Origin of the sequence: Micromonospora sp. CPCC 205561 (genome assembly GCF_036906775.1) — a bacterium.
In the GTDB taxonomy this organism is placed as follows: Bacteria; Actinomycetota; Actinomycetes; order Mycobacteriales; family Micromonosporaceae; genus Micromonospora.
The window spans coordinates 462,664-481,473 of sequence record NZ_JBAKHV010000001.1 but is presented as its reverse complement, the minus strand read 5'-3'; the positions used below and the strand labels follow the sequence as shown (position 1 = coordinate 481,473).

Below are 18,810 nucleotides of genomic sequence, written 5' to 3'. Positions count from 1 at the left end.
CGCGACGGCGTCCGGCTGCTGGGCCGCGTGCCGGCGCGCCACGTCGACGAGCGTGCGCAACTGGACAGTCACCGGGGTCCTCCTCAGTGGGCGTACGGGTGGGGGCGGCTCAGGCGGCGTCGGAGGCGATTCGCATGCCGGGCGGGTTGACCAGGGCCATCCGCACCTCGCCCTCGGCGATGCCGCCGTTGTCGTCCCAGAACCGCCAGGGCATGTCGATGATCTGGACCGGCTTGCTGCGGTTGCGCTCGCTGAACTCGGCGATCGTCACCTCGCCGTAGAACGCCGACGAGTCGATCGGCCGCCGGAACTTGCTGGAGAAGTGCGTGATCAGCATGTCCGGGAGCTGCTTGGCCCAGTAGTCGTCCATCGTCCACGCCGACAGCGCGGGCACCGCCTGCTCCTGGACGCTCTTGGCGATCAGGTAGTAGTAGAGCTGGTTGAAGCAGATGTTCACCTCGACGGAGTTGAGGTGACCGGTGTCGTCGATGTAGCACGGGTACGGGATGGCGAACGAGCCCTCCGCGCTCGCCAGGCCGTTCGCCGCGGTCACCGTCGCGGACTTCAGGTACTGCGTCTTCGCACCGGCGTACGGGCGCAGCACCTCCGAAAGCAGCACGGGATCGTTGGCAAATGTCGTCTGCCCGATCGGCGCACTGTTCTTGATCGGCGATGTGGTCATCGCTATTCCTCCTTTGCACACGAGTGCGAAATTGAAGGTAATCGGCGTCGGCCCATCACCCGGTAACAGCGGAAGAACTGGCCCCGCCAGCGGGGCGGGACCACCCGACGAGCCGGTCCAGCAGCATGTCGGAGGTGAGCGACAGGTCCGCCAGCAGCGGGTCGGTGGAGAGCAGGGCCCGGTGCAGCGCCTGGATCCGCGCCGACGGCTCGATGCCGAGTTCTCCCAGCATCCGCCGCCGGAACCGCAGGTAGACCTCCAGCGCCGCCGGCGTACGGCCCGACCGGTGCAGGGCCAGCATCAGCATCGTGTGCGCCGACTCGTGCAGCGGATGCTCCACGACCAGCGACGCGAGTTCGGAGGTGGTCTCCCGGTGCCGGCCGAGGCACAGGTCGGCGTCGATCCGGGTCGTGTACGCGTAGAACCTGCGTTCCTCCAGCCGGGCCGCCTGGGCGCGCAACTGCGGGCCCCACTGCCCCTGGTGCACGACGTTGCCGCGCCACAGCGCCAGGGAACGGCGCAGGTGCGCGCCGGCCAGCTCGTACTCGCCCGCGCGCATGGCCGTGGTGCCCGCCGTGACCAGGTCGTCGAACTCGACGATGTCGAGCTGCTTCGGGTCCACCCGCAGCGTGTAGCCGCCCGAGCAGGTCAGCAGCACGTTCCGCGCGACGTCCTCGACGGACCCGCCGAGCACGTCGCGGAAGAGCTTGCGCACCTTGAAGACGTACGTCTGGAGGGTGGCGTGCGCGGTGCGCGGTGCGCCCGCGCTCCAGAGCTCCCGCACCAGCACCGAGGCGCCGACGGGCTGGTTGGCGTTGAACAGCAGCGCGGAGAGGACCAGTCGCAGTTTCGGCGCGCTCGGCGCGATGTCGATCCCGCCGTGCCGGATGACCAGCGGGCCGAGCAGTTCGAACCGCACGTCGGTGAGCGGGGGGCCGGCGGGCGGTGGCCCGACCGGATGTGGCGACCCGACCGGGGCCGGCGGCCCGGCGGAGCGCGGTGGCCCGGGGCGGCCGGTGTTCGTCGCGGGGTCGGTCGCCGATTCCAGCAGCGCGGCGAGGAGCGTCAGTTTCTCCTCGTGCGACATCGAGCCCAGTTCAGCAAATTTGGTAACCATTTCGCCGACCTCGCTATCAGCCGGAAACACCGCACTTTCGCACCGCCGGACGGTACGGCCGGCGTACTGGTTCCGTGCCCGGGGCGACGATTCCGACCAGGGGGAGTCAGGACGGCCTCCACGCTATTCCCAGCCGGGGTCCAGCCGATAGTGACCGCGTCATGGACCGGCATGACCAAACGAGGGGGCAGCCCGTGACGGCCGCACTTGCCCGCGCCCGGTGCCGCCGCGAGGCTGGGCTCGAGGCACGCTGGAGCACCGCTGGAGCGGCGCTGGTCGAGCAGGGGGCAGCCATGTCGGGTGAGGACGCCGAACTCCGCGTCGGGTTCAAGCGGCACCTGCGCGCCCACGTGGTGCCCGGCGACGCCGTCTACCTGCTCTCCGAGCGCGGGGCCACCTCGCTCAGCGGCGCGCACGTGGCGACCCTGGCCCCGTTGCTCGACGGCACGCGGGGCCTCGCGGGGCTGGTACGGGACAGCCCGCCCGGGACGCCGCCCGCCGAGATCGGCGCGACCGTCAAGCGGCTCGTCGACGCCGGCCTGGTGACGATCCGCCCCGCCCGGGAGCCGGCGGTCGACGAGCCGGTGCTCGCGTACTGGGAGGCGGCGGGCCTCGACCCGTCGGCCGCCGTACGGGCCGGCGCCGCCGCCCGGGTCGGCCTGGCGCACGTCGGCGCCGGCGCGGACGGCGGACGCGCCACGGACGCCCTGCGCGCGGCCGGCCTGAGCGTCGCCGCGGTCGACGGGAACTTTTCCGCCGCGACCGCCGACTTAACAGTTGTGATCTGTGGCGACTACCTGGACGAGGAGTTGGCCGCCGTCGACGCCGCGCACCGCGCCGCGCGCCGGCCCTGGCTGCTCGCCAAGCCGGGCGGCGCACAGGTGTGGGTGGGTCCGGTGTTCGACCCCGCCAGCGGCACGGGATGCTGGCACTGCCTGGCGCACCGGCTGCGCGGGCACCGGCAGGCCGAGACGCGGCTGCGGGCCCTCGCCGGCCCCGGCGACGTCACCGCCCCCCCGGTGACCTTGCCGCCGCTGGGCACCGCCGCGCTGCACCTGGTGGCCCTGGAGGCGGCCAAGTGGACCGCCGGGCTGCGGCACGACGGGCAGCGGGCGGTGTGGACGCTGGACAGCCTCACCCTGCGCGGCACGCACCACGAGGTGCGCGCCCGCCCGCAGTGCCGGGAGTGCGGCGATCCCGGCATCGAGCGCGAGCGGGCGTTCCGACCGGTGCCGCTGCGCAGCCGGCCGAAGGCGTTCCGGGCCGGCGGCAGCCACCGGGCCCTGCCCCCGGAGCGGATGCTCGACGACTACCGGCACCTGGTGAGCCCGGTCAGCGGCGTGGTCAAGGAGATCACCCGCGACGCCCGGGGCCCCGCCTTCCTCAACTCGTTCCGCTCCGGGCCCAACCTGGCGATGACCACGCGCAGGAACGCCGAGCAGATGCGCTTCGCGCTGCGCGCCGAGAACGGCGGCAAGGGCGTGACCCCCCTGCACGCCGAGGTGAGCGCCCTCTGCGAGGCCGTCGAGCGGCACAGCGCCTACTTCCACGGCGACGAGGCGTGCGTGACCGGCAGCTACACCGAACTGGCCGAGAGCGCCGTGCACCCCGACGAGTGCCTGCTCTTCGACCGGCGCCAGTACGCCGACCGGTCCCGCTGGAACGCCAGCTGCTCGCCGTTCCAGTACGTCTGCGCGCCGTTCGACGAGACGGCGGTGACGAGCTGGACCCCGGTCTGGTCGCTCACCCACGAACGACATCGCCTGCTGCCGACCTCGATGCTCTACTTCAACGTGCCCGAGGAACGCGGCGGCCTGTCACTCTGCGCCGACTCGAACGGCAACGCCGCGGGCAGCAGCCTTGAGGACGCGCTGTTGCAGGGCCTGCTGGAACTGGTGGAACGCGACTCCGTGGCCCTCTGGTGGTACAACCGCACCCGGGCGCCGGGCGTCGACCTGGACAGCTTCGCCGACCCCTGGATCGACGAGCTGCGGGAGGTCTACGCGGGCCTGCGCCGCGAGGTCTGGGTCCTGGACGTCTCGTCGGACGTCGGGATCCCCGCCATGGCGGCGCTCTCCCGACGCACCGACAAGCGGTGCGAGGACATCATGTTCGGCTTCGGCGCGCATCTGGATCCCCGGGCGGCGCTGCTGCGCGCGCTCACGGAGATGAACCAGTTGCTGCCGACGGTGGCCGAGGTCGGCGACGACGGCGGGTACGGCTGGTCCGATCCCGACGCCGTACGCTGGTGGCGGACCGCCACCTGGGCCGGGGACGCCTACCTGCGTCCTGACCCGACGGTGCCGCCCCGCAGGCTGGTCGACTACCGCCACACCCCGGCGGACGACCTGCTCGATGACGTCCGGTCGGTCCAGCGCCGGCTGGAGGGGGTGGGTCTGGAGGTGCTCGTGCTCGACCAGACCCGGCCCGACGTCGGGCTCCCCGTGGTCAAGGCCATCGTGCCGGGGATGCGCGGCTTCTGGGCGAGGTTCGCACCGGGCCGGCTGTTCGACGTGCCCGTGCGGCTCGGCCGGCTGGACCGCCCCACCAGGTACGAGGACCTCAACCCGATACCACTTTTCGTGTAGTCGCACGAGGCGTCGCCGCCGTGCCCGTCGAGGAGTCAGGTTGTCATCCGACGCCGACACGTCCCACCCCGGACCGAACACGTCCCTCTGGTCCTTCCGGGACGACGTGACCATCGAGACGGCTGAGGACGGCAGCCTGACCGTCCTCAGCCGCTGGGGCGACGTGCCGGTGGGCGGTCCGCCGCCGTCGGTGGCGGAGGTCCTGCGCCGCATGACGTACGGGCCGATCGCGCTCGGCAACGTCGCCGGCCTCGACCGGGCGGTGCTCCGGGCGGTCCTCGACCTGCTGCCCGGCCGCGTGGTCCGCTCCCTGGGCTCGCGGGACTCGCCGGTGCCGCTGCTCTCCGTCCAGCCGGTGTCCCCGCAGGGCGTGTTCACGCTGCCCGAGCTGCCCGGCGACGCGGTGGTCAGGATGTCCCGCTTCGCGTTCGCCCGGCAGCGGGAGGGCGAGCTGGTGCTCGAGTCGCCGCTGTCGCAACACCGGGTGGTGCTGCACCGTCCGCAGGCGGCGCTGGTGCTCGGCGCGCTCGCCCGCGCCACCGACGTGGCCGCGGTGGCGCGCCGCACGGAGCTGGCGGTCGCGGTCGTGACCGACGTCGTCGCCCACCTGGTCGGCGCGGACATGGTCCTGCTCGGCACGGCCGATCCGCCGCGCTTCGCGGAGGACTCGGACCCGACCCTGCTGCTCTGGTCGCCGTACGACCTGTTGTTCCACTCCCGCAGCCGGCTCGGCCGGCACGACGACCCGGTCGGCGCCACGTTCCGGCACGCCGGCGCCGTGCCGCCGCCGGTGCCGGCCAAGGCGCCGCCCGCCGGGCCACGGATCCCGATGTACCGTCCGCCCCTCCCGGTCCCGCCCGGGATGAGCCTCACCGAGACGCTGGAGCGCCGCCGCTCCGCCCGGTCCTTCGCCGACTCGGCGCCGTCGCTCCGGGATCTCGGGGAGCTTCTGTTCCACGCGGCGCGCGTCCGGCTCCAGGCGACGGCCACGGCCCCCGACGACGTGCGGTACACGGTGACCCGACGGCCGTACCCGAGCGCGGGATCGCTGTACGAGCTGGAGCTCTACCTGACGGTGGACCGCTGCCAGGACCTGCGCCGCGGCATCTACCACTACAGCGCGGTCGAGCACGCGCTGACGCTCGTCAACGCCACGACCGCCGACGTCGACGAGTTGCTGCACAACGCCCGGGTCTGCGTCGGGGGACGCCGGCCGCCGCCCGTGCTGATCACGATGACCGCGCGGGCCGACCGGCTGTCCTGGGTGTACGAGAGCATCGCCCACGCCACCACGCTGAAACACGTCGGCATGCTCCAGCAGACGCTCTACCTGGTCGCCACGATGCTCGGGCTCGCGGCGTGCGCCCTCACCCTGGGCGACGCCCGGGTCTGCGCCTCGGCGTTCGGCCTCGACTGGCCGGCCGAGGTGGGGGTCGGGGAATTCGCCGTCGGGCTACCCGGAAACGACGCCGTGTGCGACGAGGAGTATCCGGACGTACACGGAATGTGATCGCGCGGATCGACATCCACCAAAATGGCGTTAACGCCTCATCGGCCAGGCGTGAAAAGAGCATTCATCGCGGGTGCGAGCGCGTGATAGAACGGGGTGAATCGCACCGGCCCGACGGGGGATGCCAAGTTGATCAAGGTGTTGTTGGCCGAGGACATGCACATGGTCCGGGACGCGCTGGTGGCGTTGCTCAATCTGGAACCCGACATCGAAGTGGTCGCCGCCGTCGCCTCCGGAACGGAGATCCTGCCCATGGCGCAACGGTTCCGACCCGACGTGGCGGTGATCGACATTGATTTGCCCGGCAAGGACGGGCTCTCCGCGATCGGCGACATCCAGGCGCACCTGCCGGAGATCCGCACCCTGGTGCTGACCGCGCTGGGGCGGCCGGGCACCCTGCGCCGGGCGCTCTCCGCCAGGGCGACCGGATTCCTGCTCAAGGACGCCCCGACCGAGCAGCTGGTCGAGGCGATCCGCAGCGTCGCCGCCGGCCGGCGGGTGGTCGACAGCCAGCTCGCGATGTCCGCCTGGGACAGCGCCGAGTGCCCGCTCACCGCGCGCGAGACCGAGGTGCTCCGGCTCACCGCCGAGGGGTTGCAGGCCGTCGACATCGCGGCCCAGATGTTCCTGTCAGTCGGCACCGTCCGCAACTACCTGACCACGATCGTCAACAAACTCGCCGCCCGCAACCGCGTCGACGCCATCCGTGTCGCCCGGGAGGCCGGCTGGCTGTGACCGGGACACCGGCGGGCGCTCCAGCCGCAGCGGCACCTGCGCGCGCAGCCGGAACAGCTCCGGCCGCTGCGTGACCGTCACCTCGCCGCCGATCTCCCGGGCCCGGACGGAGAGATTGCGCAGCCCGTTGCGGCCGCCGCTGGGCTGTTCGCGCGGTCGGACGGCCTGGTCGTCGTTGACGATCTCGAGCCAGGCGTCGTCGTGCGTCTGCCGGATCGTGATGTCGCAGCGCCTGGCCTTGCTGTGCCGCAGGATGTTCGTGACCCCCTCCCGCAGCACCGTGGCGAGCACCGTGCTGACCTGGACCGGCAGGTCCAGGTGGTCGCTGTCCAGCCGCACCTGGATGTCCGCGGCGGAGAGCACCGAGACGGCGGAGCGGCACTCCTCCTCCAGGGACAGCTCGCGGTAGCCGCTGGCCACCGTCCGGGCGTCGGAGAGCGCCACGCGCGATATCTCCAGGATCTCCAGCAGTTGGTCCCGCGCCTCCTGCGGTGACTTCTCCATCAGCCGGTGCACCAGCTCGATCTTGAGCGAGATCGCCGACAGGCTGTAGCCGAGCAGGTCGTGCAGGTCACGGGCGAAGCGCAGCCGCTCCCGCAGCACCGCCATCCGCGCGATCTCCGCCCGGCTCTCCTGCACCTCGACCACGAGCCCGGTCAGCCGGGACAGCCCGTAGACCACGAGGCCCGTCGTCACGGTGGAGATGGAGGTGTAGAGCATGTCGATCGGCGCGTGGGTGAAGAGCCACTGGGCCAGCGCCATCGAGAGCACGATGAGCGAGAACGCCACCCACGCCGTGACCGCGCGCAGTACGAGCAGCACGCTGCCGGCCAGGAAGCCGGGCATGCCGACCCACGCCTGGCCGAAGATCAGGATGGGCAGGTAGACCAGCGCCGCCTGACCGACGAGGACGCTGTATCCGAGCGGCGAGCGGAGCCGCCCGTGGTCCCGGCCGTACCACAGCAGCTGCATCGCCATCAGAACCGCGATGCAGGTGAAGGAGAGCGCGATGGCGACCGGGCCGACCGGCAGGAACATGACGTGCAGGAAGCCGATGAGACTGATGCTTGCGAAGACGGCGGTGACGACGCCCATCGCCAGACGCGGCGCCGGCAACGGCGCCAACCCTGGTGGTGACGAGCGCCCCGGGGTGACGGAGAGGTTCACGGCAGCAGCGCTCTCGGTTTCCGCTAGCGCGACCGGCGTACGCCCGGAGGCTGACACGCCCCACATCCGGCACGGCCGGACCCCCGTCGGCCGCGATGCCCGCTCGCGGATGTCGATCCAGCATTCACTACGCACTCCCCCCGATGATCGACACGCGGCCGGACCGGCTCTGGCGGGCCCGCGTCGAACCCGGCGCGACTATCAGCGCTGGTAGGGCACCGAAGTCCGCGGAGTTGTTACGCAACGCAAACGTTTCTGAGCCGATTTCCGACCGCGAAATGCTAGGCGCCGCAACCGGCGCCCTCCCCCTTGCGGTCCGACCCTTCCATATAAAAATAACGATCGTCAAGCGCCACGTGTGCAACTCCGCAGTGAGCACGAATGCATCCCAATCACGGTGGGAGGAACATTTGCCACCGTCACCTCATATCCTTCAGTAGGGACATTTGACGCCGGGACGGACCCCGGCCGGCGGGGCCGGACCCCGCAACGCGACCGGCCGGAGGCCCGCCCACGTGGGGCGGCGCCTCCGGCCGGTCCTCGCGCCGCGGGCTCAGCCGACCTTGGCCAGCGGCCGGGCGCCGTACGTCACCCGGACGACCCCGTCGTCGTGCCGCTCCGTCTCGGCCGTGACGCCGAACACGCCCGACAGGACCTGGGGCGTGAGCGCCTCCAGCACCGGTCCCGCGGTGACCACCTCCCCGCGGTCCAGCACCACGAGGCGGTCGCAGCTGCGTACCGCGAGATCGAGGTCGTGCAGCACGGCCAGCGTGGTGACGCCGAGCGTGTGCACCAGTTCCAGCAGCTCGAAGCGGGCCCGGATGTCCAGGTGGTTGGTCGGCTCGTCGAGCACCAGGAGCTGTGGCTGCTGGGCGAGCGCCCGGGCGAGCAGCACCCGCTGCCGCTCGCCGCCGGAGAGCGATCCGTAGATGCGTTCCTCGTGCCCCAGCATCCCGGTGCGCTCCAGCGCGTCCGTCACGATCTGGTGGTCGTTCGGGCTCTCCCGGTCGAAGACCCCCTTGTGCGGCGTACGGCCCAGGGCGGCGACCTCCCGCACCGTCAGTCCGGGCGGCGTGGGGCTGTTCTGCAGCACGGCGGCGGTCCGCCGCGCCGCCGCCCGCGCCGACAGCGACCAGACGTCGTCGCCGCCGAGCAGCACCTGGCCGCCGGCGGGGCGCACCGACCGGTAGATGGTCCGCAGGAGCGTGGACTTGCCGCTGCCGTTCGGGCCGATCAGGCCGACCACCTCGCCCGGCGCGACCTCCATGCTGACGTCGCGGAGGATCGGCGTGTCACCGATCGAGACGCACACCTGCTGCACCTGAAGCTTCATGAGTGGGACAGGCTCCGATCCCGGCGCATCAGCCAGATGAAGAACGGTGCGCCGAAGAGTGCGGTCAGGATGTTGAGCGGAAGTTCGTTCGGCGGGTCGACCGTGCGGCAGAGCAGGTCGACGATGACGAGGTAGACCGCGCCGACGAGCGCCGCCAGGGGCAGGACCCGGCGGTGGTCCACACCGAACGCGAGTCGCACCAGGTGCGGCACCATCAGCCCGACGAAACCGATGCCACCGGCCACGGCGATGAGCACGCCCGCGAGCAGCGAGGTCAGCACGATCGACACGATCCGCAGCCGCTTGACGTCGATCCCGAGGGCGGTCGCCGACTCGTCGCCGGTGACCAGCGCGTTGAACTGCCGCGCGTAGAGGGTCAGCAGCACGGTCACCGCGACCACCACCACCCCGGCGACCTGGAGTTGCTCCCAGCGGGCCCCCGCGACGCTGCCGAGCAGCCAGAACATGATCTGACGCATGTTGTTCGGCGTGGTCTGCAGCTGCAACAGGCTGGTGATGGAGGTGAACACGTAGCTGATGGCCACCCCGGCGAGCACGAGCCGGACGGGGTTGAGCCGACCACGTTGCTGCCCGAGGCTGAACACCAGCGCCACCGCCAGCATCGCGCCGAGGAACGCCGCCCCCGACACGCCGAGCCCGCCGAGCGCACCCGCGCCCAGCGCCATCACGCTGACGGCGCCGACCGAGCCACCCGCCGAGACACCGAGGATGAACGGATCGGCGAGCGGGTTGGCCACCAGGGCCTGCAGGACGACGCCCGCCACCGCCAGCCCTGCGCCGCAGAGCGCGGCCAGCAGCACCCGGGGGACGCGGAAGTTCCAGACGATCTGGTCGTGGGCCGGGTCCACCGCCGGCGTCGCGCCGGTCAGGTGCGCCCAGACGATCCGGCCGGTGTCCCCGACCGAGACCGGCACCGACCCGACAGCCGCCGCGACGAGGATCATGACGACCAGGAGCACGCCGAGCACGAGCAGGCAGAGCGGGAGGGACGCGCCGTGCAGGGGGGCGGGCCGGGCGGCGGCGCGCTTCGGCGCCGCCGCCACCCGGCCCTTCACGGAGGGAGACATGGTGGTCATGGCGCTCAGAACGCCTCGGGGTGGGCGACCTGGGCGATCTTCTCGACCGCCAGGTGGTTGCTGGGACCGAGGAACACCGAGTCGGAGAGCACGACGTAGCGCTTGTTCTTGGCCGCGTCCCACTGCGGGAACTGGGCCAGCAGCTTGCGGGCGTCCGCGTCCGGGTCCTTGGACATGTAGTTCACCACGAGCAGGGTGTCCACGTCGGCCTTGGCGACCTGTTCCCGGGAGAGGTTGGCGAACGTCTGCTGGGTGGCGCCCTCGAAGGCGTTCACCGCCCCGGCCTTGGCCATGACGTCGTTCCAGAGCCCGTTGCCGCCGACCGAGCTGAACTCGCCACCCATCGCCATACCCGGGATGATCATCATCACGTTCTGCTTCGGCAGGCTCGCGGTCTTCGTACCCACGGCGGCGATGCGGGCCTTCGAGTCGGCGATGACCTTCTCGGCGCGGTCCTGCACCCCGAAGATCGTCCCGAGGTCGCGCAGCAGCGCGTAGCTGTCCTCGATGGTCGGCTTGCCCGAGACGGTGCCCACCTCGCCGCACGAGCTCCTCGGGGCGTACGTGTTGGCGCCGACAGCCGCGAGGTCGTCCCGGGTGGCGAAGCCCGCCTCGGCCCGGAACCCGCCGTCGTACGTCGAGATCACGAAGTCGGGCGTGAGGCCGATCATCGCCTCGCGGGGAATGTCCATCATGTCGTTGAGCTTGATGTTCCCCGTGGGCAGCTTCTTGATCGCGTCGACCCGGCCGTCGACCTCCGAGGCGCCGTAGGACTGCGCGTTGGCGACGATGCGGTCACCGAGGCCGAGCTCCAGCAGCGCGGAGACCTCGGCCACCGAGCCGCCGTTCATCACGACCACCCGGCTCGGCGCCCGTTCGTAGGTGTACTCCTTGCCGCAGTTGGTGATCTTCACCGGGTAGCCCGCCTGGGCCCCCTCGTTAGACGGTCCGGCCTCGCTACTGGTTGTGCAGCCCGTCGTGAGCAACAGGGCGGCGACTGCCGCCGCGAGGGTGAAGCGCTTGTAATTCATCCGATCCTCCGAACGGTTGACGTGGCGACGGGCGACGGCGCCGCTCCTTCCGGTTCCGCTGGCGCGGACGCCGCCTCGGGTACGGGCGTGGGCGCCGCCGGGGCGGGCGCGGCCACCGCCTCGGGTGCGCGCAGCCGGTGCAGCCGGACACCGACCAGGCCGGCGCAGGTCGCCGAGGCGGCGAGCAGGAGCGCGGTGGCGGCGAAGGCGGTCGCGTGGTCGGCGAACGGCACCCCGGGGTCGCCGGGGGTGGCGCCCAGCACGGTGCGGTAGCAGACCCCGGCGACGGCGACACCGAGGGCGAGGCCGAACTGCGTCACCGTGGTCGCCGTGCCGGACGCCGCGCCCGCGTCGGCGGGACCGACCCGGCCGAGGATGCCGGCCACCAGGGGCGAGACGACGAGGCCCTGCCCGAAGCCGGCCAGCGCGACCACCGCGACCAGCATGGGCGCCTGCGCGGCCTCCGGCGCCTGCACGACCGCCGCGCTCGCCGCCAGGACCAGGGCGAGCAGTCCGCAGCCCCAGACCGGGGTCGGCGCCGAGACGAGGCGCGCCACCCGCCGGTTCGCCGCGGAGCCCAGCGAGAAGCCGATGCCGAGCGGCACGAACATCAGCGCGGCCGTGAGCGGCGAGAACCGCAGGCCGGTCTGCAGGTAGTAGGTGAACACGAGGAAGAGCCCCGAGTTCGTGGCGAACAGGGTCAGCACCGTCAGCAGGGAGAGCCGCATCCCCGGGGCGGTGACGACCCGCGGCGGGAAGAGCGGATCGCCGCCGGCGCGGTGCAGGCGCCGCTGTTGGCGCACCAGCACGGCGCAGAGGACGACGGCGATCGGCAGGCCGAGCCACCACCATCCGGAGCCCTCCGGCCCGAAGACCAGGGGGACCAGCAGCGCGGGCGCCGCCACGATGGTCAGTGCCGCGCCGGCCAGGTCGAGCCGGTGCGGGGCCTTCGGCACCGTACGGGGCAGGATCGCGCCCGCGGCCAGGATCGCGATCCCGATGGGCACGTTGATCAGCAGCGCCGGCCGCCAGCCGAGGCCCGCGATGTCGGCCTCGACGATCAGGCCGCCGCCGGCGATGCCGCTGATCACGCCGAGCCCGATCACGACGCCGTACACGCTGATGGCCTTCGCCAGGCGGTCCGGGTCCCGCACGGTGGCCCGGATGATGGCGAGCACCTGCGGGGCCATGAACGCCGCCGAGGCGCCCTGCAGGAAGCGGGACGCGATGAGCAGGTCGGCGTTCGGCGCGACCCCGCACAGCAGCGAGGTGACGGTGAAGCCGGTCACGCCCCAGAGGAAGACGGTCCGGTGCCCGACGCGGTCGCCGAGCCGCGCGCCGGTGACCATCAGGGCCCCGAACGCGATCACGTACGCCGCGCCGACGAACTGGATCTGGTCGAAGCCCGCGTCCAGGTCGTCCTGGATGGACGGGCTCGCGACGTTGACCACGAACCCGTCCACCTGCGTCATGAACGTCGCGGCGAGCACCGCGCCGAGTCCGAGCCGCTCGCGCCGTTCGCTCATGCTGCCCTCCGGGGGTCGCCGACAGGTGGGAGTAGGGCGCCGACCCGCGCCAGGGGACCGGCGGCGAGCATGCCGTCGTGGGTGCAGTCGAGCCGGTGCACCTCGATCCGGCCGCCGACGTGGGGCGCCCAGCTGCGCGGGCCGGGCCAGTCCGGCGTCTTGCCCTCGGTCGCCTCGACCACCAGCGCGTCGCCGCCGAAGTGCCGGGGCGTCCAGTCGCCGAGCAGCCGCGAGTTGCGCGCGAAGGCCGCGTACGCCAGGCGTCGCCCCTCGTCGTCGAGGCCGCCGAGCGCGCCCTGGCCGAGCACGGCCGCGGCTGCGGCTCCCTCGTCGGGCGGCGGCAGCGCCCGCCAGGCGTCCGGGAGCGGGAACGAGTCGAGCAGCGTGAGCGGGGCCACCTGGGCGCCGGACTCGACGAGCTGCACGGCCATCTCGTGCGCCACCAGGCCCCCGAAGGAGGCGCCGAGCAGGTGGTAGGGCCCGGCGGGCTGGATCTCGCGGATCCGCCGCACGTGCTCGGCGGCCAGCTGCGCGACGCTCGCGGGGCCGTCCACGGCGACCGACTGGAGCCCGTACACGGGGCGGTCGGGCAGGCTCGCCAGCAGCGCGGCGTACGACCACGCCAGCCCGGTGGCCGGCGCGACGCAGAACAGCGGCGGCCCCTCGCCCCGGGTGCGCAGCGGCAGCAGCTCGTCCGTGCCGGCGCCGCCGGTCGCCGTGGCGAGAGCCGGCGCGAGCTTCGCCACGGTCGGCGCCTCGAAGACCGTCCGGATGCCGATCTCGACGCCGAACTCGGCGCGTACCCGGCCCATCAGCCGGGCGACGAGCAGGGAGTGCCCGCCCAGCGAGAAGAAGTCGTCGTCGATGCCGACCTCGGGCAGGCCGAGCAGCTCGGCGAAGAACGCGCAGAGCACCGCCTCCCGGTGGTCGCGCGGCGCCCGCCCGCCGACCGTGGCGGTCAGGTCCGGCGCGGGCAGCGCCGCGCGGTCGAGCTTGCCGTTGGTGGTACGCGGGATCGCCGCCAGCGCGACGAACGCGGGCGGCACCATGTAGTCGGGCAGCCGCTGCGCCACGTACCGGCGCAGTTCGGCGGGCTCCGGCGCGGCGCCGGCGGCCGGCACCACGTAGCCGACGAGGCGCAGCTGGCCCGGGGCGTCCTCGCGGGGCACCACCGCGGCCTGGGCGACGCCGGGATGGCCGAGCAGGACGGCCTCGATCTCCCCCGGCTCGATGCGGAAGCCACGGATCTTGACCTGGTCGTCGGCCCGGCCGAGGAACTCCAGGGTCCCGTCGCGCCGCCAGCGGGCGAGGTCGCCGGTGCGGTACATCCGCTCGCCCGGGGGCCCGAACGGGTCCTCGACGAAGCGCTGCGCCGTCTGCTCGGGCCGGTCGTGGTAGCCGCGGGCGACCGGCGCCCCGGCGAGGTACAACTCGCCCACGGTGCCGGGCGGCAGCAGCCGACGCGCCGCGTCCAGCACGTACGCGCGGGTGTTGGCCAGCGGCCGGCCCACGATCGGGTCGGCGCTCTCGGCGAGCCGGCACCAGAGGGTGTCGACCGTGCACTCGGTGGGGCCGTACAGGTTGTAGGCGGTCACGCCGGCGTCGCGCAGGGCCGTCCAGAGCGCGGGTCCGGTGGCCTCGCCGCCGAGCGCGAGCACGGTGGGCCGGTGCCGGCCCGGGTCGAGGAACCCGGTCGCCACCAACTCCTCGGCGTACGTGGGCGTGATGTCCATGAAGTCGATCGCGTGCCGCTCGACGTAGTCGAGCATCGCGGCGGGGTCGCGCCGCCGGTCGTCGTCGACGAAGTGCAGCTCGTGGCCGTCGAGGAGCCAGAGCAGGCCCTCCCACGACGTGTCGAACGACAGCGACGCGGTGAGCGCGGCCCGACGGACCCGGCCCCCGGACTCCGGCCGGATCATCGTGTCGCGGTGGTGCAGGAAGAGGTTGACCAGGCCCCGGTGCTCGACGACGACCCCCTTGGGGACCCCGGTGGAGCCGGAGGTGTAGATGAGGCAGGCCGCGTCGCCCGGCTCCAGGCCCGGGTCGGGCAGGGGACCGTCGGCGACCCCGGCCAGTTCGGCGGCCGTGCCGGGGGCGTCCACGAGGAGGACGGGCACCTCGGCGGCGCGGTCCGCGGGCCACAGCGCCCCGGTGCTGAGCAGCAGGACGGGCGCGCTGTCGGCGAGCATCGCGTCGACGCGCCGGGCGGGCAGGTCCGGGTCGAGGGGCAGGTACGCGGCCCCGGCCTTGAGCACGGCGAGCAGCGCCACGATCGCCTCGGCGGTACGCGGCAGCAGCAGCCCCACGTACCGGTCGGGTCCGGCTCCCCGCGCGACGAGCAGGGCGGCCAGCCGGTCGGCGCGGCGGTCGAGTTCGGCGAAGGTGAGCGTGGCGTCGCCGGCCACCAGCGCCGTACGCTCCGGCGTCGCCGCGGCCTGCGCCGCGAAGAGCGCGGGCACGGTGACCGCTGGCAGGGGCCGCGCCGTGTCGTTCCACTCCCGCAGCAGCAGCTCGCGTTCGCCGTCCAGGAGCAGGTCGACGTCGGCGACCGGCGCGTCCGGGGCGTCCGTGGCGCGACGCAGGAAGGCCACGAACCGGTGCAGGTGGCCGGTCAGCTCCTCCTCGTCGTAGCAGTTGGGGTTGGCGTCGAGGACGACGCGCAGGCCGGTGCCGTCCGCGTGGTCGTACACGTGCACCACGAGGTCCTCGACGAGCCCGGCGCCGACGTTGTGCACGAGGCCGCGCTGACCGGCGAAGCGCAGGCCGTAGTCGAACGGCATGATGTTCACCGACGGCCCGAAGAGCTTGCGCTCGCTGGCCACCAGCCGCAGGTCGCGGCGCAGCTGCTCGTAGCGGTAGCGCAGGTGCGGCCGGGCGGAGCGCACCTCGGCGGCGACGGCCCCGGTGAGGTCCGTGAGCGTGGCGGTGGGCTCGACGCGGACCCAGAGCGGCACGACGTTGGTCACCATGCACGGCACCCGCAGCGCCGCCGACCCGAGCCGGCACATCACGGGCAGCGCGAGGGTCAGCTCCGGCGCGCCGGTCATCCGGTGCAGGTAGGCCGCGAAGGCCGCGATCACCGTCTCGCTCCACGTGGTGCCGGCGGCCTTCGCGGCCGCCCGTACCCCGGCGAGGCCCTCGGCGTCGAGGTCCTGGCCGACGCGCAGCACCGTGCGGGCCAACTTTCCGGTGCGCCGGGCGAGCACGACCGGCGTCGGCCTGCCCGCCGAGCGGGACGTCCAGTGCTCCCGGGCCGCGACGTAGGCCGCCGAGTCCGTGTAGGCCCGGTCCTCCTCCACCACGGCGGCGAGGGACCCGAACGGCCGGGGCGGGGGTTCGCGCCCCTCGGCGAGCGCGGTGTAGCGCTCGGCCACCCGGCGGGCGATCAGCGACAGCCCGTACCCGTCGAGCGCGATGTGGTGCGCCCGCTGATACCACAGCACGTGGTCGGGGCCGAGCTGGAAGATCGCCTGACAGAACAGCAGGTCCTTGCGCAGGTCGACGGCGGCGCCGAGATCGGCGCGCATCCAGGCAAGCGCGGCGGCGAGCGGGTCCGCCTCGGCGCTGGTGTCCACCCGGTGCACCGGGCACGCCCCGTCGTCGCGGGGACGCTGCCGGGGACGCCCGTCGGCGTCCTCCTCGAAGACCATGTTCAGCGCCTCGGCCTCGGCGACCGTCGCGCGCACCGCCGCCTCCAGCAGGTCGGGGTCGACCGGGCCGCGGATCTCCACGTACTCGCCGGTGTTGTAGGCGGCGCTCTCCGGGTCGAACTGCTGCCCGGTCCAGATCCCCTCCTGCGCGGCACCCAACCGCAGCGGCTCAGCCGTCATCGCGGCCCGCCAGCAGCTTCGTCCAGTGCCCCAGCGTCGGCCGCTCGGCCAGCTCGACGAAGCTCACCTCGGCGCCGGCCTCGCGCCACCGCTCCATGAGCATCATCAGCCGCATCGAGTCCAGGCCGCAGTCGAAGAGGTTCTCCTCGTCGGTGGTCTCGCCCGGGTCGCGGTAGAGCATCTCCGCGACGTCCGCCCGCATCGTCGCCGCCGTCAACTGGTCTGACACGTCCTACCCCTTCCGGGTCTGTGCTGTGTGGACATCGGTGGGACCCGGCGATCGACACCGCCGGATCCCACCGCGCGACGAACGTCCATCGAGAACTAGGCCGCCGCGTCGACGTCGTCGTAGACGGTGACGCGGTACGACACCGCGGGCTCCGAGGTCGCGGTGTGCAGGGCACGGTGCACCAGGGTGCGGTTGTCCCAGAGGAGCATGTCGCCCTTCTCGAACGTCTGGAGGTGGATGTTGTCGTGCTCGTAGGTGCGGTCGAGCTGGCCCGTGGCCGTCAGCAGGTCCGCCAGCAGCTCCGGCTGCTCGTTGCCCTCCGCGTCGCACACCGACGAGGTGAAGCCCTCGCTGATGTACAGCACGGTCTCGCCGGTGTGCGGGTGGGTGAACGTGGTCGGTCCCGTCACCGGGGGGGTCTTGGCGTTGACCTCCTCGATCAGCTCGGAGATCGGCCGGTAGACGTCGCTGGGGCGGATCTTGAAGTAGCGCAGCACGGTGTGCGTCGCCGTGGTGCCCTTGACGGCCAGCTTCAGCTCCTCGGAGAGCTTCTCGTACGCCGTGGCCAGGTTGATGAAGTAGGTGCCCCGGTTCTTCGACGGCACGACCTGCGGGTAGATCAGGGTGATGTCGAAGGGACGGGCCATGAACTGGTAGTCCGAGTGCCAGAACTTGCCGGTCTTGGGCACCCCGACCTGACGCCCGTCCTCCTCCTTGACGTTGGAGGAGACGAACACCTCCTTGACCTCGGGGTGGTGGTAGACCGGCTCGTAGTACTCCGCGACCCGGCCCAGCCGCTCGCCCAGAGCCAGGAACTCCCGCGGCGACAGGTCCTGGTTCTTCAGCACCGCGATCTTGTTGGTGTAGATGGCCTTCTTCAGCTCGACGATCTCTTCCGCCGAGGCGGTTTCCGCGTCGAAACCCTCCACGATCACGCCGAACTTCTTTCCAGCCTGCGGGGTGATTCTCATTCGTACTCCTCTGCGCGGAGGCGCCGCGGTTCCGGCACCTGGGTAGTCGCGTCCGGTCGGACAACAGTTCCCGCCCCGCCCGAAGTACGGGGCCGAATTGCCAGCTCAGTTACCACGTGGTGGTCTCACATTTCCGCGCGGGCTCCTCTGCGAATGTCGGACTGCCGTTTCCACAGCAGCTGGGCGTGGCAGGCGTGGATGACCGCCGCCGCGCCCTCCGGGTCGTCGCGGACGACCAGGTGACCGCTGCCCGGGATGACGTAGTGCTGCGCCCTCGGCAGCACCTGCCGGGCCCGGGCCGCGTCGCCCAGCGGCACGACGCGGTCCCGGTCGGCCCAGACGAGGTTCACCGAGGTGATGTCGTCGACCTCGGGAGCCCGGAACGTGTAGTGACCCGCGTACCGGCAGAGGGCGCCCAGGTCGTTGGCGATCATCGACGACATGTCGGCGGCGGCCAGGTCCGCCCGGAGGGCGGCGGGCCGGGCCGACAGGTTGCCCATGACGAGCGTGCGGACGAGCTTGCGGGCCAGCAGCCGCCCGCGCGTCCGGGGCCCGACGACGGAGCTGAGCCGCAGCACCGCCCGGGTCCGCACCACACACAACGAGGCGTGGCAGGCAGCCCGGAACCCCATGCTGCACAGGGCGGTCACCGCGGAGACCGGCACGCGACGCGCCAGTTCGAGGGCGACCACCCCGCCGAGCGAGTGCCCGACGACGTGCGGCCGGCGCAGCCCCAGCGCGGCGACCCGCTCCGCGACGTACTCGGCGAGCCGCGGCACGACGTCCCGGTCGTAGCCGAGCCCCGGCACGCCGCCGTGGCCCGGCAGGTCGATCGCCAGGGTCCGGGCGAAGCCCGGGATCCGCTCGACCACCGCGTCCCAGCTCCCCCGGCCGAGTCCGGCCGCGTGCAACAGAAGGAGCTGCGGGTCCTCCGCGAGCCGGCTCGGCTCGGCCATGGTGCGGGCTCCGTTCTCTCCGTGCGAAACGCGGTCGT

Annotated in this window: 14 protein-coding genes; 3 read left to right on the top strand and 11 right to left on the bottom strand. The window is 72.6% G+C overall.

Annotated features, from left to right (window positions below):
- Nucleotides 1-109: 109 nt before the first annotated feature.
- Together V6V16_RS02140 and V6V16_RS02135 are read right to left on the bottom strand one after the other, a co-directional pair.
- Complete coding sequence (locus V6V16_RS02140; RefSeq protein WP_334558979.1) at nucleotides 110-682, bottom strand: FcoT family thioesterase; 573 nt, start codon at nucleotides 680-682, stop codon at nucleotides 110-112.
- 55 nt (nucleotides 683-737) lie between these two features.
- Nucleotides 738-1,799 (bottom strand): AfsR/SARP family transcriptional regulator, encoded by a 1,062-nt coding sequence (locus V6V16_RS02135; protein WP_334558978.1) that lies wholly within the window; start codon nucleotides 1,797-1,799, stop codon nucleotides 738-740.
- 293 nt (nucleotides 1,800-2,092) lie between these two features.
- Between V6V16_RS02135 and V6V16_RS02130 the strand changes: the two genes are divergently transcribed.
- The 3 genes from V6V16_RS02130 to V6V16_RS02120 all read left to right on the top strand — a co-directional run bounded on the left by V6V16_RS02130 (nucleotide 2,093) and on the right by V6V16_RS02120 (nucleotide 6,632).
- Complete coding sequence (locus V6V16_RS02130) at nucleotides 2,093-4,387, top strand: TOMM precursor leader peptide-binding protein (RefSeq protein ID WP_334558977.1); 2,295 nt, start codon at nucleotides 2,093-2,095, stop codon at nucleotides 4,385-4,387.
- Nucleotides 4,388-4,427: 40 nt separating this feature from the next.
- On the top strand, nucleotides 4,428-5,897 hold the full coding sequence (locus tag V6V16_RS02125) for a SagB family peptide dehydrogenase (RefSeq protein ID WP_334558976.1): 1,470 nt from the start codon (nucleotides 4,428-4,430) through the stop codon (nucleotides 5,895-5,897).
- 138 nt (nucleotides 5,898-6,035) lie between these two features.
- Entirely contained in the window at nucleotides 6,036-6,632 is a 597-nt protein-coding gene (locus tag V6V16_RS02120; protein WP_442934014.1) for a response regulator transcription factor, read from the top strand.
- Here V6V16_RS02120 and V6V16_RS02115 read toward each other — a convergent pair.
- From V6V16_RS02115 to V6V16_RS02075, 9 genes are all read right to left on the bottom strand, one after another.
- A complete protein-coding gene (locus V6V16_RS02115) occupies nucleotides 6,528-7,748 on the bottom strand; it encodes a histidine kinase (protein WP_334558972.1) in 1,221 nt (406 codons plus the stop codon). The two genes, V6V16_RS02120 and V6V16_RS02115, sit on opposite strands and share 105 nt — an antisense overlap.
- Nucleotides 7,749-8,352: 604 nt before the next feature.
- Nucleotides 8,353-9,132: an ABC transporter ATP-binding protein gene (locus V6V16_RS02110; protein ID WP_334558971.1), complete on the bottom strand. Its 780-nt coding sequence runs from the start codon at nucleotides 9,130-9,132 to the stop codon at nucleotides 8,353-8,355.
- Entirely contained in the window at nucleotides 9,129-10,220 is a 1,092-nt protein-coding gene (locus tag V6V16_RS02105) for a FecCD family ABC transporter permease (protein WP_334558970.1), read from the bottom strand. The genes V6V16_RS02110 and V6V16_RS02105 overlap by 4 nt, the downstream gene beginning before the upstream one ends.
- A 14-nt stretch (nucleotides 10,221-10,234) precedes the next feature.
- Nucleotides 10,235-11,260, bottom strand: a complete 1,026-nt coding sequence (locus V6V16_RS02100; protein ID WP_334558969.1) for an ABC transporter substrate-binding protein — start codon at nucleotides 11,258-11,260, stop codon at nucleotides 10,235-10,237.
- Nucleotides 11,257-12,786: an MFS transporter gene (locus V6V16_RS02095; RefSeq protein ID WP_334558967.1), complete on the bottom strand. Its 1,530-nt coding sequence runs from the start codon at nucleotides 12,784-12,786 to the stop codon at nucleotides 11,257-11,259. The genes V6V16_RS02100 and V6V16_RS02095 overlap by 4 nt, the downstream gene beginning before the upstream one ends.
- Nucleotides 12,783-16,616 (bottom strand): amino acid adenylation domain-containing protein, encoded by a 3,834-nt coding sequence (locus V6V16_RS02090; protein ID WP_334558965.1) that lies wholly within the window; start codon nucleotides 16,614-16,616, stop codon nucleotides 12,783-12,785. The genes V6V16_RS02095 and V6V16_RS02090 overlap by 4 nt, the downstream gene beginning before the upstream one ends.
- Complete coding sequence (locus V6V16_RS02085; RefSeq protein WP_334558963.1) at nucleotides 16,606-16,845, bottom strand: phosphopantetheine-binding protein; 240 nt, start codon at nucleotides 16,843-16,845, stop codon at nucleotides 16,606-16,608. Before V6V16_RS02085 ends, V6V16_RS02090 begins: the two co-directional genes overlap by 11 nt.
- A gap of 95 nt (nucleotides 16,846-16,940) precedes the next feature.
- Entirely contained in the window at nucleotides 16,941-17,816 is an 876-nt protein-coding gene (scoE, locus tag V6V16_RS02080) for a (3R)-3-[(carboxymethyl)amino]fatty acid oxygenase/decarboxylase (RefSeq protein WP_334558961.1), read from the bottom strand.
- A 125-nt stretch (nucleotides 17,817-17,941) separates the two neighbouring features.
- The gene (locus V6V16_RS02075) at nucleotides 17,942-18,772 is read right to left on the bottom strand and encodes an alpha/beta fold hydrolase (protein ID WP_334558960.1); all 831 of its coding nucleotides are present in this window, start codon (nucleotides 18,770-18,772) and stop codon (nucleotides 17,942-17,944) included.
- Nucleotides 18,773-18,810 lie beyond the last annotated feature (38 nt).

What these genes read in the sequence shown, in the direction of transcription:
- V6V16_RS02140 (WP_334558979.1), bottom strand. Translation starts at nt 682, where the DNA reads ATGACCACATCGCCGATCAAGAACAGTGCGCCGATCGGGCAGACGACA.
- V6V16_RS02135 (WP_334558978.1), bottom strand. Translation starts at nt 1,799, where the DNA reads ATGGTTACCAAATTTGCTGAACTGGGCTCGATGTCGCACGAGGAGAAA.
- V6V16_RS02130 (WP_334558977.1), top strand. Translation starts at nt 2,093, where the DNA reads ATGTCGGGTGAGGACGCCGAACTCCGCGTCGGGTTCAAGCGGCACCTG.
- V6V16_RS02110 (WP_334558971.1), bottom strand. Translation starts at nt 9,132, where the DNA reads ATGAAGCTTCAGGTGCAGCAGGTGTGCGTCTCGATCGGTGACACGCCG.
- V6V16_RS02105 (WP_334558970.1), bottom strand. Translation starts at nt 10,220, where the DNA reads ATGTCTCCCTCCGTGAAGGGCCGGGTGGCGGCGGCGCCGAAGCGCGCC.
- V6V16_RS02100 (WP_334558969.1), bottom strand. Translation starts at nt 11,260, where the DNA reads ATGAATTACAAGCGCTTCACCCTCGCGGCGGCAGTCGCCGCCCTGTTG.
- V6V16_RS02095 (WP_334558967.1), bottom strand. Translation starts at nt 12,786, where the DNA reads ATGAGCGAACGGCGCGAGCGGCTCGGACTCGGCGCGGTGCTCGCCGCG.
- V6V16_RS02090 (WP_334558965.1), bottom strand. Translation starts at nt 16,616, where the DNA reads ATGACGGCTGAGCCGCTGCGGTTGGGTGCCGCGCAGGAGGGGATCTGG.
- scoE (WP_334558961.1), bottom strand. Translation starts at nt 17,816, where the DNA reads ATGAGAATCACCCCGCAGGCTGGAAAGAAGTTCGGCGTGATCGTGGAG.
- V6V16_RS02075 (WP_334558960.1), bottom strand. Translation starts at nt 18,772, where the DNA reads ATGGCCGAGCCGAGCCGGCTCGCGGAGGACCCGCAGCTCCTTCTGTTG.